Annotated in this window: 17 protein-coding genes; 14 read left to right on the forward strand and 3 right to left on the reverse strand. The window is 41.5% G+C overall.

Annotation, left to right across the window (positions count from 1 at the left end; translation table 11 throughout):
• The first annotated feature begins 180 nt into the window (after positions 1-180).
• Together prdD and G4407_RS00160 are read left to right on the forward strand one after the other, a co-directional pair.
• Entirely contained in the window at positions 181-945 is a 765-nt protein-coding gene (gene prdD, locus G4407_RS00155; protein ID WP_173687299.1) for a proline reductase cluster protein PrdD, read from the forward strand.
• A gap of 11 nt (positions 946-956) precedes the next feature.
• Positions 957-1,430 carry a glycine/sarcosine/betaine reductase component B subunit gene (locus G4407_RS00160; RefSeq protein WP_173687300.1) on the forward strand — a complete coding sequence of 158 codons (474 nt, stop codon included), beginning with the start codon at positions 957-959 and terminating at the stop codon, positions 1,428-1,430.
• A gap of 195 nt (positions 1,431-1,625) precedes the next feature.
• Here the strand turns inward: G4407_RS00160 and G4407_RS00165 are convergent, their stop codons facing one another.
• Positions 1,626-2,255: a TetR/AcrR family transcriptional regulator gene (locus G4407_RS00165; RefSeq protein WP_173687301.1), complete on the reverse strand. Its 630-nt coding sequence runs from the start codon at positions 2,253-2,255 to the stop codon at positions 1,626-1,628.
• A 196-nt stretch (positions 2,256-2,451) separates the two neighbouring features.
• Here G4407_RS00165 and G4407_RS00170 point away from each other — a divergent pair, with 196 nt between their 5' ends.
• Positions 2,452-4,992, forward strand: a complete 2,541-nt coding sequence (locus tag G4407_RS00170) for a hypothetical protein (RefSeq protein ID WP_173687302.1) — start codon at positions 2,452-2,454, stop codon at positions 4,990-4,992.
• Between the two features lie 507 nt (positions 4,993-5,499).
• On the opposite strand, the gene G4407_RS00175 is transcribed toward G4407_RS00170, so the two are convergent.
• Positions 5,500-5,691: a hypothetical protein gene (locus G4407_RS00175; RefSeq protein ID WP_117834853.1), complete on the reverse strand. Its 192-nt coding sequence runs from the start codon at positions 5,689-5,691 to the stop codon at positions 5,500-5,502.
• Between the two features lie 427 nt (positions 5,692-6,118).
• Positions 6,119-6,661, reverse strand: a complete 543-nt coding sequence (locus G4407_RS00180; RefSeq protein ID WP_173687303.1) for a nitroreductase family protein — start codon at positions 6,659-6,661, stop codon at positions 6,119-6,121.
• 469 nt (positions 6,662-7,130) lie between these two features.
• Between G4407_RS00180 and rpsJ the strand changes: the two genes are divergently transcribed.
• From rpsJ to rpsQ, 11 genes are all read left to right on the forward strand, one after another.
• The gene (rpsJ, locus tag G4407_RS00185) at positions 7,131-7,448 is read left to right on the forward strand and encodes a 30S ribosomal protein S10 (protein WP_008372521.1); all 318 of its coding nucleotides are present in this window, start codon (positions 7,131-7,133) and stop codon (positions 7,446-7,448) included.
• A gap of 90 nt (positions 7,449-7,538) precedes the next feature.
• Positions 7,539-8,219, forward strand: a complete 681-nt coding sequence (rplC, locus tag G4407_RS00190; protein WP_173687304.1) for a 50S ribosomal protein L3 — start codon at positions 7,539-7,541, stop codon at positions 8,217-8,219.
• A gap of 30 nt (positions 8,220-8,249) precedes the next feature.
• Positions 8,250-8,870: a 50S ribosomal protein L4 gene (rplD, locus tag G4407_RS00195; protein ID WP_008372524.1), complete on the forward strand. Its 621-nt coding sequence runs from the start codon at positions 8,250-8,252 to the stop codon at positions 8,868-8,870.
• Positions 8,870-9,175 (forward strand): 50S ribosomal protein L23, encoded by a 306-nt coding sequence (gene rplW, locus G4407_RS00200; protein ID WP_008372525.1) that lies wholly within the window; start codon positions 8,870-8,872, stop codon positions 9,173-9,175. Before rplD ends, rplW begins: the two co-directional genes overlap by 1 nt.
• 69 nt (positions 9,176-9,244) lie before the next feature.
• Positions 9,245-10,087 carry a 50S ribosomal protein L2 gene (rplB, locus tag G4407_RS00205; protein WP_055261675.1) on the forward strand — a complete coding sequence of 281 codons (843 nt, stop codon included), beginning with the start codon at positions 9,245-9,247 and terminating at the stop codon, positions 10,085-10,087.
• Positions 10,088-10,112: 25 nt separating this feature from the next.
• Positions 10,113-10,394 carry a 30S ribosomal protein S19 gene (rpsS, locus tag G4407_RS00210; protein WP_008372528.1) on the forward strand — a complete coding sequence of 94 codons (282 nt, stop codon included), beginning with the start codon at positions 10,113-10,115 and terminating at the stop codon, positions 10,392-10,394.
• A gap of 31 nt (positions 10,395-10,425) precedes the next feature.
• Positions 10,426-10,812: a 50S ribosomal protein L22 gene (rplV, locus tag G4407_RS00215; RefSeq protein WP_008372530.1), complete on the forward strand. Its 387-nt coding sequence runs from the start codon at positions 10,426-10,428 to the stop codon at positions 10,810-10,812.
• Positions 10,813-10,823: 11 nt separating this feature from the next.
• Positions 10,824-11,480, forward strand: a complete 657-nt coding sequence (gene rpsC / locus G4407_RS00220) for a 30S ribosomal protein S3 (RefSeq protein ID WP_008372532.1) — start codon at positions 10,824-10,826, stop codon at positions 11,478-11,480.
• Complete coding sequence (gene rplP / locus G4407_RS00225; RefSeq protein ID WP_008372535.1) at positions 11,480-11,917, forward strand: 50S ribosomal protein L16; 438 nt, start codon at positions 11,480-11,482, stop codon at positions 11,915-11,917. Before rpsC ends, rplP begins: the two co-directional genes overlap by 1 nt.
• Positions 11,907-12,113 carry a 50S ribosomal protein L29 gene (gene rpmC / locus G4407_RS00230; protein ID WP_008372537.1) on the forward strand — a complete coding sequence of 69 codons (207 nt, stop codon included), beginning with the start codon at positions 11,907-11,909 and terminating at the stop codon, positions 12,111-12,113. The genes rplP and rpmC overlap by 11 nt, the downstream gene beginning before the upstream one ends.
• A 29-nt stretch (positions 12,114-12,142) precedes the next feature.
• On the forward strand, positions 12,143-12,397 hold the full coding sequence (gene rpsQ, locus G4407_RS00235; protein WP_022220191.1) for a 30S ribosomal protein S17: 255 nt from the start codon (positions 12,143-12,145) through the stop codon (positions 12,395-12,397).
• Positions 12,398-12,401: the final 4 nt, after the last annotated feature.

Consider the following 12,401-nt stretch of genomic DNA (forward strand, 5'->3'; position numbering starts at 1 on the left):
AAAAGACTGGCTAGAAGGGGACATCCCCGGCAGGATTGGGGCGAAAGCCCTGGTTTGTGCCGGGGATGTCCTTTTTATTTAACTGGATATTTTGATGGAACTTCCTGTTAAATAAAAGGCATTACATGTCGGGAATGTGCCAGGACACATTTTTGTTCAATTTAGAATTGAGGATGATATATGGAGAAAGAAATAGATCTGCGCCGGCTTGTGATCAAAGCCTTCCATATTACTGATGTGGAAGAAGGCGAAGAAAACAAAGTGACAGCATCCGGGAAAATGATGATCGAGAAGAAAATCCTGGATGATATTTTACCGAAATATCCACAGCTTTCTAAACTGGATGTACAGATCATAAAGCCGGGAGAACATGACCGATATACCAATACGATGATGGATATCATTCCGATATCAACAAAGGTACTTGGGAAGATCGGGGACGGGATCACGCATACACTCACCGGTGTCTATGTGATCCTTACCGGTGTAGATGAAAACGGAAAGCAGGCACATGAGTTCGGATCCAGTGAAGGTAATCTGAAAGAGATGCTGTATCTGAACCGGGCAGGTACTCCGGGAGAAGGCGACTATATTGTGTCGTTTGATGTGGTCCTGAAGCCGGGAATGGGGCAGGAAAGAGAAGGCGTGCTTGCAGCGCACCATGCCTGTGACGAATTTATACAGATTTTCCGCGAGCAGATGAAGAAGTTCAGGGGCGATCTCTGCACAGAGAGACACGAATATCATGATGTGGTCCGCCCGGGCAAAAAGCGTGTCCTGATCGTGAAGCAGGTTGCCGGACAGGGCGCAATGTATGACACTTCGCTGTTTGCAGAAGAGCCTTCGGGAACTGAAAATGGACGCTCGATCATTGATATGGGAAATATGCCGGTGATCGTAACACCAAATGAATATCGGGACGGAATCATCCGTTCTATGCAGTAGGAGGTGCGATTATGGGAATTGGACCATCGACAAAGGAAACATCACTACACCATTTCAGGGATCCGCTTCTTGATGTTGTATCATCAGATGAAGACCTGGATCTGATGGGAATTATGATTGTTGGAACCCCGGATGATAATACAGATAAGCTACTTGTGGGAACCCGTGCGGCAGTGTGGGCAGAAGCCATGCGCGCAGATGGAGCCATTCTTTCAACGGATGGGTGGGGCAACAGTGATGTGGACTTTGCAAATATGGCAGAGCAGATGGAAATCAGGGGAATCCCGGTCACAGGGCTGAAATTCAGCGGTATGGTTGGACAGTTCGTAGTAGAGAATGAACATCTGGGTGGAATTCTGGATATCAATAAAAGTGAAGAGGGCGTTGAGACGGATGTGCTCGGCGAAAATAATGTGACAGAGCTTGATGCAAAAAAAGTCACAGCAATGCTGAAGCTGAAAATGCGAAAAAATGAGGAGCGTTAAGGCTTTGGAAGTTGCAGAAAATTGCCAGAAGTAAATCTGGCTGGAAAAGAAGATATAGAAAAAGTCCTGTTAAGCTGCCGGATATTGAATCTGGCTTCTTAACGGGACTTTTTTGCTCTTTTTTAACCGCCGGAAACAGGATTGCCTGCAATGGACGGTGTAAGGATGATTTTCCCTGTCAAAAATATTAGTAGATCAGTTCACTTGAGTTTCTGATGCATCTTCAATGATGTGGTTACGGATGATCGCACGGATGCTTTCATTGAGGTAAGGCTTTAACTCCTCAAATGACATCGGATCATTGTCCAGAATCGTGCTGTATGAAGTTGAACTTGCGAGCTCAATGATCAGAAAGAGCATGGTCTCCGGCGCGCGAAAATGAATGGTAGGATGATCGGTCAGGATATTCCTGAAATAAGCAAGAATATCGCCGGAATCATCCTGCGCGTTATTGGTGATTGCCTGGCGGAAGATTCCCCAGCTGAGATTCTTAGAGATAAATCTCAGAATCAGTTTGTTCTTTTGCATCGCATTTAACACATAATCTACAATAAAAATAATCTTATCTTCGAATTCAGGAATGTCGGCTGTCTCCAGGGCTTTATGCGCTCTCTGGAAAAGCCGGCTGGCTGTCCGTGCAATCAGCCGGTCGCGTATCTCGTATTTGTCTGCAAAATATAAATAGAAGGTTCCCTTCGCAACTCCGGCCTTTTTTGCTATATCACTGATTGATGTTTTCTCGATCCCCTGATTCAGAAATAAATCGTATGCGCTTTGAAAGAGAGCATCCATTTTCTGATGCTTGTTTTCATCTACTTTTCCCATGATTCATTCCTCTTTTCCTTTGAATTATCCTTATTATAAAATTAAAATGACTCGGAGTCAACTTTTTTATAGAAAAATATTGACTTGTGGTCATTTTTGAGTTATAGTAAGTGCGAGTTAGAAAATGACCAGTAGTCAAAAAGAAAAAAGCATACCGACAGGAAAGTCAGTAGAGGCTTACAGGAGGTTTTTAATTATGAAGAACAGGGAATACAGAGTATTAGTTACACTTGCACTTATGGCATCGCTTGTAGTTGGAAATGTTGCAGGAACATCTGTAAATGTACAGGCGGCAGATAATAAAGATAAAAGTACAGAGACAAAGAAAACAAGCGAAACAAAAACAAGCAGTACAGGAACACCTACAAAAGATGAGACTGTATATGTAAAAGTAGATGATGCAGGAAACCAGAAAGATGTGACAGTATCTGATCAGCTGAAAAATATTTCAAGTCTTGGAACCATCGATGATGTGTCAGATCTGAAAGACATCAAGAATGTAAAAGGCGACGAGACCTATTCAGAAAATAACGGTAAACTGGTATGGCAGGGAGATAAGAAGGACATCTGCTATCAGGGAACTACAACCAAGAAGATTCCTGTAGGAATGAAGGTTACTTATGAACTTGACGGAAAGAAAGTCAGCGCAGATGATCTGGAAGGAAAGAGTGGACACTTAAAGATCCATTATGAATATCAGAATACAAGTGCTGACAGCGGAAAATATACACCATTTTTGATGGCAACCGGACTTCTGATGGATGGTGAAAAATTCTCGAATGTAACGGTTGATAATGGAAAAGTTATCTCAGATGGTGACAGAAACATCGTAATCGGAATGGGACTTCCACAGTTGAAAGAACAGCTCACATCAGTAAGCAGCGAAGTAGATGATCTGGACATTCCGGATTCATTTACGGTAGAAGCAGATGTGACAGATTATGAAAAAGTAGAAGCTGTTACTGTTGCGACAAATGAAGTATTCAACGAAGTAGATGCAGATAAATTTGATAGCCTGGATGAACTGAAAGATTCTATGGCAGAGCTTCAGGATGCATCAAACAAACTTGTAGATGGTTCCGGACAGTTGAAAGACGGACTGGATACACTGCTTTCTTCATCAGGAACACTGGTAAGCGGAATTGATCAGCTGGCAAGTGGCGGAAATACATTGGCTAGCGGAACTGGTAGTCTGGTGAGCGGAGCAAATACACTGAATGCAGGATTACAGACAGCGTCATCAAAGGTAAGCGGAACTCTCCTTCCGGGAGTAAAAGCATTGGACCTCGGGGTGTCTGAGATGCAGAGCAAGCTTGCAGCAGATGATGCACTGCCGAAGCTTACGACAGGAGTTGCAACATTAGATGCTGCATTGAATACGGGGAATGCAGCAGAAGGTCAGCCTAGTCTGGTTGTAGCTGCAAAGAGTGTAAATGATGGAGTACAGGCAGCGGCAACAGGCGCAAGTGGATTAAATGTAGGTGTTGCCAACATTGGAAAAAGTGTAAGCAGTTTGAATGATGTGATTCGTGGAGTTGCAAGTAAAACAGATGAATTAAAGGGTACAGCTGAAAAAGCATATAGTAGTCTGAAAGATGTGGCAGATAATAGCAAACAAAAAGTGAATGTGAGTAGCGATAAAATGGATGTATCGAATGCTGTGGGAACGGCTACAGGAACAGCTATAGGAACAGCTACAGGAACGGCTACAGGAACGGCAACTGTATTATATAATGGAGCAATTCAAAATAAAACAGCGATAGATAGCTTGCAAGAGGCATTGGGTAAAGTGGAAGGAAATGAAGAGGCAACAAGGGCTATTCAAACAGCAATAGATTCTCTTTCCGCAAGCGATCAAAGTGTAAAAGGAAATGCTACTATTGAAAATGCAACTATTCAAGAAGCGACTATCAATAATGCTACCATAGAAAATGCAAATATGGAAAAAGGAAAAGCAACTGTAAATACGACAATAGAAGTGGAAAATCCAAAAGTAAAAGAAGCGTTAAACAATCTTGCAATACTTGAACAAGGCACAAAAAGTATTGACGATGCGTTTAATAAAGATGATATTGCGCATGGAGGATATAATTTGGCTGCTAACGTGGCTGCCTTGAATACAGCAGTTAATGTAGGAACCGATGAGCAACATCCATCCGCGGTTGCAGTTGCAAGTGCTGTAAATGAAGGACTGAAAGAATTGAAAGCAGGCACACCGGCGCTTGCCGCTGGAATTAAACAGGTTGCAGATGGAGCAACTGAGTTAAATGAAGGCGTAAATGGAAAAGATGGACTTGTAAGCCAGGTAAATAGCGGTGTTCTTCAGCTTAAGAGTGGTACAGCACAGCTGTTAGCCGGAGTTGATGGAACGAATGGTCTTGCATCTGGGCTTGGTCAGCTTGCAGCAGGATCAAGTCAGCTGGCAAGCGGTGCATCCCAGCTCAACAGCGGAGCCGGAACTCTGTCAACAGGTCTGAGTACTCTCCAGAGCAGCACAGGCGCATTGGTATCTGGTGTAGAACAGCTTGATTCCGGAGCAGCTGAACTGAACAGTGGTATGATCCAGTTCAACGAAGAAGGAATTGAAAAACTGGTAAGCGTATTTGACGGGGACATCGATGCACTTCTGGATAAGGCAAACGAACTTCTGGATGCATCCAAAGAATACAAGAACTTCTCTGGAATCGCAGACGGAATGGATGGAAGCGTAAAATTCATTTTCGTAAGTGATAAATAATGGATGAATAATGGATAGAACATGGGAGACAGGTTTTGAATCTGTCTCCTTTTCGTATTAAGAGTGCAGGACATTTAGATTTGTTGACTAATTTTTAAGTTTTATAATTTTGAATCAAGTATTTAAGCTTGCTGTATTGATTTACTTTTGGACTTTACAATTCTGAATCAAGTATTTGAGCTTGTTGTATTGATTTGTTTTTGAACTTTACAATTCTAAGTCAAGCATTTAAGATTATTATATTGATTGGTTTGGGCTTTTTCTAATTCTAAATCAAGTTTTCAATCTCATTTTATTGATTTGCTTTTAATATTTGCGATTTAAAGTCAAAAATTTAATTCATTTTTATTGATTTGATTTTTGGTTTTGCAATTCGAGATCAAAATTCGTGTTTCACAATCATCCTTTGGAAACGTAAGATGTGTATAAAAAATATGAATGAAAAAAATGCCGGGAAGTCAAAGAAGCTTTCCCGGCATAAATATCTGTATTTATTTAACAAAAAATCTAGTACCGCAACTGTATCCCCTGCTCCTCAATCCAGTCTTCGAGTTCATCCTGGGAATCAGTGGCCCATTCGGAGTTGGAGCCTGCTTTGAATTCATCTTTCAGATCTTCCTGCACCAGCTCTTTTGAAAATACGGGTTTCTCGTCTGTACGGGGATCTTTCGGGTTATCTATTGGTCTTGAACTACTCATATTTTCACGTCTCCTTTACTTTTTGGAAAGAAAAAACATGCCCCCTCGAGGTCATGTCTTTTCTTTTTGGTATGTCATTGAGAGGTTTTTCCTCGTTGCATTGCAGTTTGCCTTATATACAAAGCTGGGGAATGCTCCTACAAAGAGGATGTATATATAAATTGGAGTTTTATCGTTGCAAGACCATTCTTGGGGGAAACGACCGGCAACAATATAACTGCAATAACAACCAATGTTGTAGCTTAATCAAGTGTTTTTTAAAATAGCGGTATCCTTGTGTTGGAAACCGCCTTTGGTTTAGCTCTCTGATTAAGTTGGTTAAACTATATCACTTTATCACGGTAGTGTCAACAAGAAACTGGTAAATTTTTAGATAATTTGTGTATTGAAATGTGTACAACACGGTCAACTGTATGCCTGTGAGAGATTAACGGTATTGGATCAGCTCCTGGACTGATTTACGTGCCGGAGCAGTTGGGCTGACAGCCGGATGACCGATCGCAATCAGGGCAGATACATTCAGACTGTCATCGAGACCGAGAATTTCTTTTACTTGTGTTTCATCGAAGATGCCCATGACAACAGAACCGATTCCACATTCGTGTGCAGCGAGCTGGAAAGTCTGCGCAGCGATACCGGCATCAAACATTTCCCATTTATCCTTTTTAGAGGTGGAATAAGCTCCGTCCTTTTCGTAACCGCTTTTCCCCGAAACGGAAGCGAGAACAACCAGTGCCGGAGCACCAAGAATGATACCTGTATTCCATTCAAAGCCCATAACAGCTTCTCTGGCAATCCTGTCTTTGAGCGCTGTTTCTTCTATTATAATATATCTTGCTGTCTGCGTATTCTTCCAGGATGGAGCGTAGGCACTTGCTTCTACGATTTTCTCGATCACTTCATGTGAGACAGGCTCCTCTGTAAATTTGCGGATCGTTCTTCTTGTTTTGATTGCATCTAATGTCTGCATAATATGTGTCCTCCTTCTAATATATAAGATGATGCGGGGGAAGATTGAAAGACAGGCTGCATTTAGCGAAGAAGCCTATGGATCTGATACCCCACTGAATATGAGAATATTATACCGCAAAAAGAGTGTAAGCAAAATAGCACAAAAAGAGAAGTTTTTTCAAGAAAATTTTGTATGAAAAAAAGTACAAAAAATAAAATAAAATGCTTGCAAAATGCAGAAACATCGGGTATACTAAAAAAGCTGTGACATGATAGCAAAGAAGCGCGAGGTTGCTGCCGAGAAGAATGGCAGGTTTTCCGTGGAGCGAATGTCAAGTTAGGAAACTGGCGACAAGTCACTGTACGAAATCATAACAGCTGCTGAGATGCAGTAACAACGTGTGAGTTTCTCGCGACACACACGGGGAAGTGTACAGTCACCGCTTGTCGTACTGAGGTTTAAGTACGAAAAGGAGGCGACTTTTTTTATGGCAAGTCAAGTAATGAGAATCACATTGAAGGCATATGATCATCAGCTTGTAGATGCATCTGCCAAGAAAATTATCGAAACTGTAAAGAAAAATGGAGCAAAGGTTAGCGGACCGGTACCGCTTCCGACTAAGAAGGAAGTTGTAACAATCTTAAGAGCGGTTCACAAATACAAAGATTCCAGAGAACAGTTCGAACAGAGAACTCATAAGAGATTGATCGATATCATTGCACCGACACAGAAGACTGTAGATGCTCTGTCAAGACTGGAAATGCCAGCTGGTGTATACATCGATATCAAAATGAAGAACAAATAAGTTCTAATAAATTAAAACACAGTAGTTCCTAATATTTAGGATGAACACCCGTAAGGGCGTTCCGCTGTAAATCACAGGAGGTAAAATAAAATGAAGAAAGCTATCTTAGCTACCAAAGTCGGAATGACTCAAATCTTCAACGAAGATGGAGTACTTACTCCGGTAACTGTTCTTCAGGCTGGACCATGTGTTGTAACACAGATCAAAACCGTTGAAAATGACGGATACAGCGCAGTTCAGGTTGGATACGTTGATAAGAAAGAAAAAATTGTTAACGTTGACAAGAACGGAAAGAAAGAAATCGTGCACAGACACGGTGTTACAAAAGCTGAAAAAGGACACTTTGACAAAGCTGGAGTAACAGGAAAGAGATTCGTAAGAGAATTCAAATTCGAGAACGCTGATGAATATCAGTTAGCTCAGGAAATTAAAGCAGATATCTTTGAGGCTGGCGACAAAGTAGACGCAACAGCTATTTCCAAAGGTAAAGGATTCCAGGGTGCTATCAAGAGACACAACCAGCACAGAGGACCTATGGCTCACGGTTCTAAGTTCCATCGTCATGCTGGTTCCAACGGTGCTGCATCTGACCCGAGTAAAGTATTCAAGGGCAAAAAGATGCCAGGACACATGGGAGCAAAGAAGATTACAATTCAGAACCTTGAAATCGTAAGAGTAGACGTTGAAAACAACCTTCTTCTGGTTAAAGGCGCAGTTCCGGGACCAAAGAAATCTCTTGTAACGATTAAAGAATCTGTAAAATCTATCTAAGATTGGCACTAGGAAAGGAGGAACATACAGATGGCAAACGTATCTGTTTACAATATCGAAGGTAAAGAAGTTGGAACAATCGACTTAAACGATGCTGTATTCGGTGTAGAAGTAAACGAACACCTTGTACACATGGCAGTTGTAAGCCAGCTTGCAAATAAACGTCAGGGAACACAGAAAGCGAAAACTCGTTCAGAAGTTTCCGGCGGCGGAAGAAAACCATGGAGACAGAAAGGTACCGGTCATGCAAGACAGGGATCTACAAGAGCTCCGCAGTGGACAGGCGGTGGAGTAGTATTTGCTCCGACACCGAGAGATTACTCTTTCAAACTTAACAAGAAAGAAAGAAGAGCAGCTCTCAAATCCGCTCTGACATCAAGAGTAGAAGAAAAGAAATTCATCGTTGTTGACGAAATCAACTTCGACGAGATCAAGACAAAGAAATTCCAGGATGTTCTTAACAACCTGTCAGTATCCAAAGCTCTCGTAGTTCTGGAAGACGGAAACAAGAACGCAGAACTTTCAGCTAGAAACATTGCTGATGTTAAAACTGCTAAGACAAACACAATCAATGTGTATGACATCCTGAAGTACAATACAGTAATCGCAACTAAGGCTGCTGTACAGGCAATCGAGGAGGTGTACGCATAATGGCAAACATTCAGTATTATGATGTAATCCTTAAACCGGTAGTAACCGAAAAGACAATGGCTCTTATGGCTGACAAGAAATACACATTCCTTGTACACACAGAAGCTAATAAGACTCAGATCAAAGAAGCTGTAGAAAAAATGTTCCCAGGAACAAAAGTTGCTGGCGTTAACACGATCAACATGGATGGAAAGAACAAACGAGTTCGCGGAACCATGACATTCGGAAAAACAGCTAAGACAAAGAAAGCAATCGTTCAGCTGACAGAAGAATCAGCAGAGATCGAAATTTTCCAGGGACTGTAAGAAACTGGAACCTAAACGGTGCAAATCCGTGACAAAAATAACTAGCAAAATGCGAAAGGAGATAGAGTAATGGGAATTAAAACATACCGCCCATATACACCTTCCAGAAGACATATGACCGGCTCTGATTTCTCAGAAATCACAAAAACAACACCGGAGAAATCTTTAGTAGTTTCTCTGAGCAAGACTGCCGGACGTAACAATCAGGGTAAAATCACTGTTAGACACCGCGGAGGCGGAGTTAAGAGAAAATATAGAGTAATCGACTTCAAACGTAAAAAAGACGGAATTCCGGCAACTGTAATCGGAATCGAATACGATCCGAACAGAAGTGCTAACATCGCACTTATCTGCTACGCTGATGGAGAAAAAGCTTACATCATCGCACCAGAAGGACTTACAGACGGAATGAAGGTTATGAACGGACCAGAAGCAGAAGTAAGAGTAGGAAACTGCCTGCCGCTTTCAGCTATCCCGGTTGGTACACAGGTTCATAACATTGAGCTTCATCCTGGAAAAGGCGGACAGATGGTTCGTTCAGCAGGAAACAGCGCACAGCTCATGGCTAAAGAAGGAAAGTACGCAACACTTCGTCTTCCTTCAGGAGAAATGAGAATGGTTCCGATCGAATGCCGCGCATCAGTTGGTGTTGTTGGAAATGGCGATCACAACCTTGTAAACATTGGTAAAGCAGGACGTAAACGTCACATGGGTATCAGACCTACAGTTCGTGGTTCCGTTATGAACCCGAATGATCATCCGCATGGTGGTGGTGAAGGTAAGACTGGAATCGGTCGTCCGGGTCCGTGCACTCCTTGGGGTAAACCGGCACTTGGTCTTAAGACTCGTAAGAAAAACAAACAGTCTAACAAGCTGATCATCAGAAGAAAAGACGGTAGAGGAATCAAATAGTTAATTTTCAAGGAGGTTAGAACCTATGGCTCGTTCACTTAAAAAAGGACCATTCGCAGACGCAAGCCTGCTTAAGAAAGTGGAAGCAATGAACGCATCAGGAGACAAGGGTGTTATCAAAACATGGTCTCGTCGTTCTACAATCTTCCCGATTATGGTTGGACATACAATCGCAGTTCATGATGGAAGAAAACATGTTCCGGTATATGTAACAGAAGATATGGTTGGACACAAACTCGGAGAGTTCGTAGCAACCAGAACATACAGAGGACATGGAAAAGACGAAAAGAAATCGAAAGTTAGATAATATTTAACGTATTGAAAGGAGGTTTCATCCCATGGCAAAAGGACATAGAAGTCAAATTAAGAGAGAAAGAAATGCAAACAAGGACACCAGACCTTCAGCTAAGTTATCTTACGCCAGAGTTTCTGTTCAGAAAGCATGCTTCGTATTAGATGCCATCAGAGGTAAGGATGTAACAACAGCGCTTGGTATTTTAACATACAATCCAAGATACGCTTCAAGCATTATAAAGAAATTATTGGAATCAGCTATCGCAAATGCTGAGAATAACAACGGTATGAGTGTTGAAAACCTTTATATTGAGGAATGCTACGCAAATAAAGGACCAACAATGAAGAGAATCAGACCGAGAGCACAGGGCAGAGCTTACAGAATCGAAAAGAGAATGAGTCATATTACACTTGTGCTTAATGAAAGATAAGGAGGGCAATAATGGGACAGAAAGTTAATCCTCATGGCTTAAGAGTCGGTGTTATCAAAGACTGGGACTCTAAATGGTATGCAGAAAAAGATTTTGCTGACTATTTAGTAGAAGATCATAAAATCAGAAAATTTCTGAAGAATAAATTATACAGCGCAGGAGTTTCTAAGATTGAAATCGAAAGAGCTTCTGATCGTGTTAAGATCATCGTTTATACTGCTAAACCGGGTGTTGTAATCGGTAAAGGCGGTTCTGAGATCGAAAAAGTAAAAGCTGAACTTCAGAAAATGACAGATAAGAAAGTTATCGTTGACATCAAAGAAGTAAAAAGACCTGACAAAGATGCTCAGCTTGTTGCTGAAAACATCGCACAGCAGCTGGAAAATCGTATTTCCTTCCGTCGTGCAATGAAATCTTGCATGTCAAGAACTATGAAATCAGGAGCACTTGGTGTTAAGACATCCGTATCCGGACGTCTCGGCGGAGCTGATATGGCTCGTACAGAGTTTTACAGCGAAGGAACTATTCCGCTTCAGACACTGAGAGCAGACATTGACTATGGCTTCGCTGAAGCAGACACAACTTACGGAAAAGTTGGTGTTAAGGTATGGATTTACAAAGGCGAAGTACTTCCAACAAAGGCAGGTAAGGAAGGGAGCGATAAATAATGTTAATGCCAAAAAGAGTAAAACGTAGAAAACAGTTCCGTGGCTCCATGAAAGGTAAAGCATTAAGAGGAAACAAGATCACAAACGGTGAATATGGTCTTGTAGCAATGGAACCATGTTGGATCAGATCTAACCAGATTGAAGCTGCCCGTATCGCTATGACACGTTACATCAAACGTGGTGGTAAGGTTTGGATCAAGATCTTCCCTGATAAACCAGTAACAACGAAACCGGCTGAGACACGTATGGGTTCTGGAAAAGGAACTCTTGAATACTGGGTAGCTGTAGTTAAGCCAGGACGTGTAATGTTCGAACTTGCAGGAGTACCTGAAGAAGTTGCGAAAGAAGCATTACGTCTTGCTATGCACAAATTACCATGTAAATGTAAAATCGTTTCTCGTGCAGACTTAGAAGGCGGTGATAACAGTGAAAATTAAGACATTTGTAGAAGATTTAAAAGCAAAATCTGTTGCAGAATTAAATGAAGAATTAGTAGCTGCTAAAAAGGAACTCTTCAATCTGAGATTCCAGAACGCAACAAATCAGTTAGATAATACAAGCAGAATCAAAGAAGTAAGAAAGAATATCGCAAGAATCCAGACAGTGATCACAGAAAAAAGCCAGAATGCTTAATTAGGTGATATTCAGAAAGGAGTATAACCGTGGAAAGAAACCTGAGAAAAACGAGAGTTGGTAAGGTTGTAAGCAACAAGATGGACAAAACAATCGTCGTTGCAGTAGAAGACCATGTAAAACATCCGCTTTACAATAAGATCGTAAAAAGAACTTACAAACTGAAAGCGCATGATGAAAATAATGAATGCAATATTGGTGATAGAGTAAAAGTTATGGAGACAAGACCGTTATCTAAAGATAAGAGATGGAGACTTGTTGAAATCGTAGAAAAAGTTAAATAGTTTG

It is taken from the genome of Allocoprococcus comes, assembly GCF_013300725.1.
GTDB classification, from domain to species: Bacteria; Bacillota; Clostridia; order Lachnospirales; family Lachnospiraceae; genus Allocoprococcus; species Allocoprococcus comes_A.

Excerpts from the sequence above, each read along its gene's own strand:
- prdD (WP_173687299.1), top strand. The coding sequence starts at position 181 with ATGGAGAAAGAAATAGATCTGCGCCGGCTTGTGATCAAAGCCTTCCAT.
- G4407_RS00160 (WP_173687300.1), top strand. The coding sequence starts at position 957 with ATGGGAATTGGACCATCGACAAAGGAAACATCACTACACCATTTCAGG.
- G4407_RS00165 (WP_173687301.1), bottom strand. The coding sequence starts at position 2,255 with ATGGGAAAAGTAGATGAAAACAAGCATCAGAAAATGGATGCTCTCTTT.
- G4407_RS00170 (WP_173687302.1), top strand. The coding sequence starts at position 2,452 with ATGAAGAACAGGGAATACAGAGTATTAGTTACACTTGCACTTATGGCA.
- G4407_RS00175 (WP_117834853.1), bottom strand. The coding sequence starts at position 5,691 with ATGAGTAGTTCAAGACCAATAGATAACCCGAAAGATCCCCGTACAGAC.
- G4407_RS00180 (WP_173687303.1), bottom strand. The coding sequence starts at position 6,661 with ATGCAGACATTAGATGCAATCAAAACAAGAAGAACGATCCGCAAATTT.
- rpsJ (WP_008372521.1), top strand. The coding sequence starts at position 7,131 with ATGGCAAGTCAAGTAATGAGAATCACATTGAAGGCATATGATCATCAG.
- rplC (WP_173687304.1), top strand. The coding sequence starts at position 7,539 with ATGAAGAAAGCTATCTTAGCTACCAAAGTCGGAATGACTCAAATCTTC.
- rplD (WP_008372524.1), top strand. The coding sequence starts at position 8,250 with ATGGCAAACGTATCTGTTTACAATATCGAAGGTAAAGAAGTTGGAACA.
- rplW (WP_008372525.1), top strand. The coding sequence starts at position 8,870 with ATGGCAAACATTCAGTATTATGATGTAATCCTTAAACCGGTAGTAACC.
- rplB (WP_055261675.1), top strand. The coding sequence starts at position 9,245 with ATGGGAATTAAAACATACCGCCCATATACACCTTCCAGAAGACATATG.
- rpsS (WP_008372528.1), top strand. The coding sequence starts at position 10,113 with ATGGCTCGTTCACTTAAAAAAGGACCATTCGCAGACGCAAGCCTGCTT.
- rplV (WP_008372530.1), top strand. The coding sequence starts at position 10,426 with ATGGCAAAAGGACATAGAAGTCAAATTAAGAGAGAAAGAAATGCAAAC.
- rpsC (WP_008372532.1), top strand. The coding sequence starts at position 10,824 with ATGGGACAGAAAGTTAATCCTCATGGCTTAAGAGTCGGTGTTATCAAA.
- rplP (WP_008372535.1), top strand. The coding sequence starts at position 11,480 with ATGTTAATGCCAAAAAGAGTAAAACGTAGAAAACAGTTCCGTGGCTCC.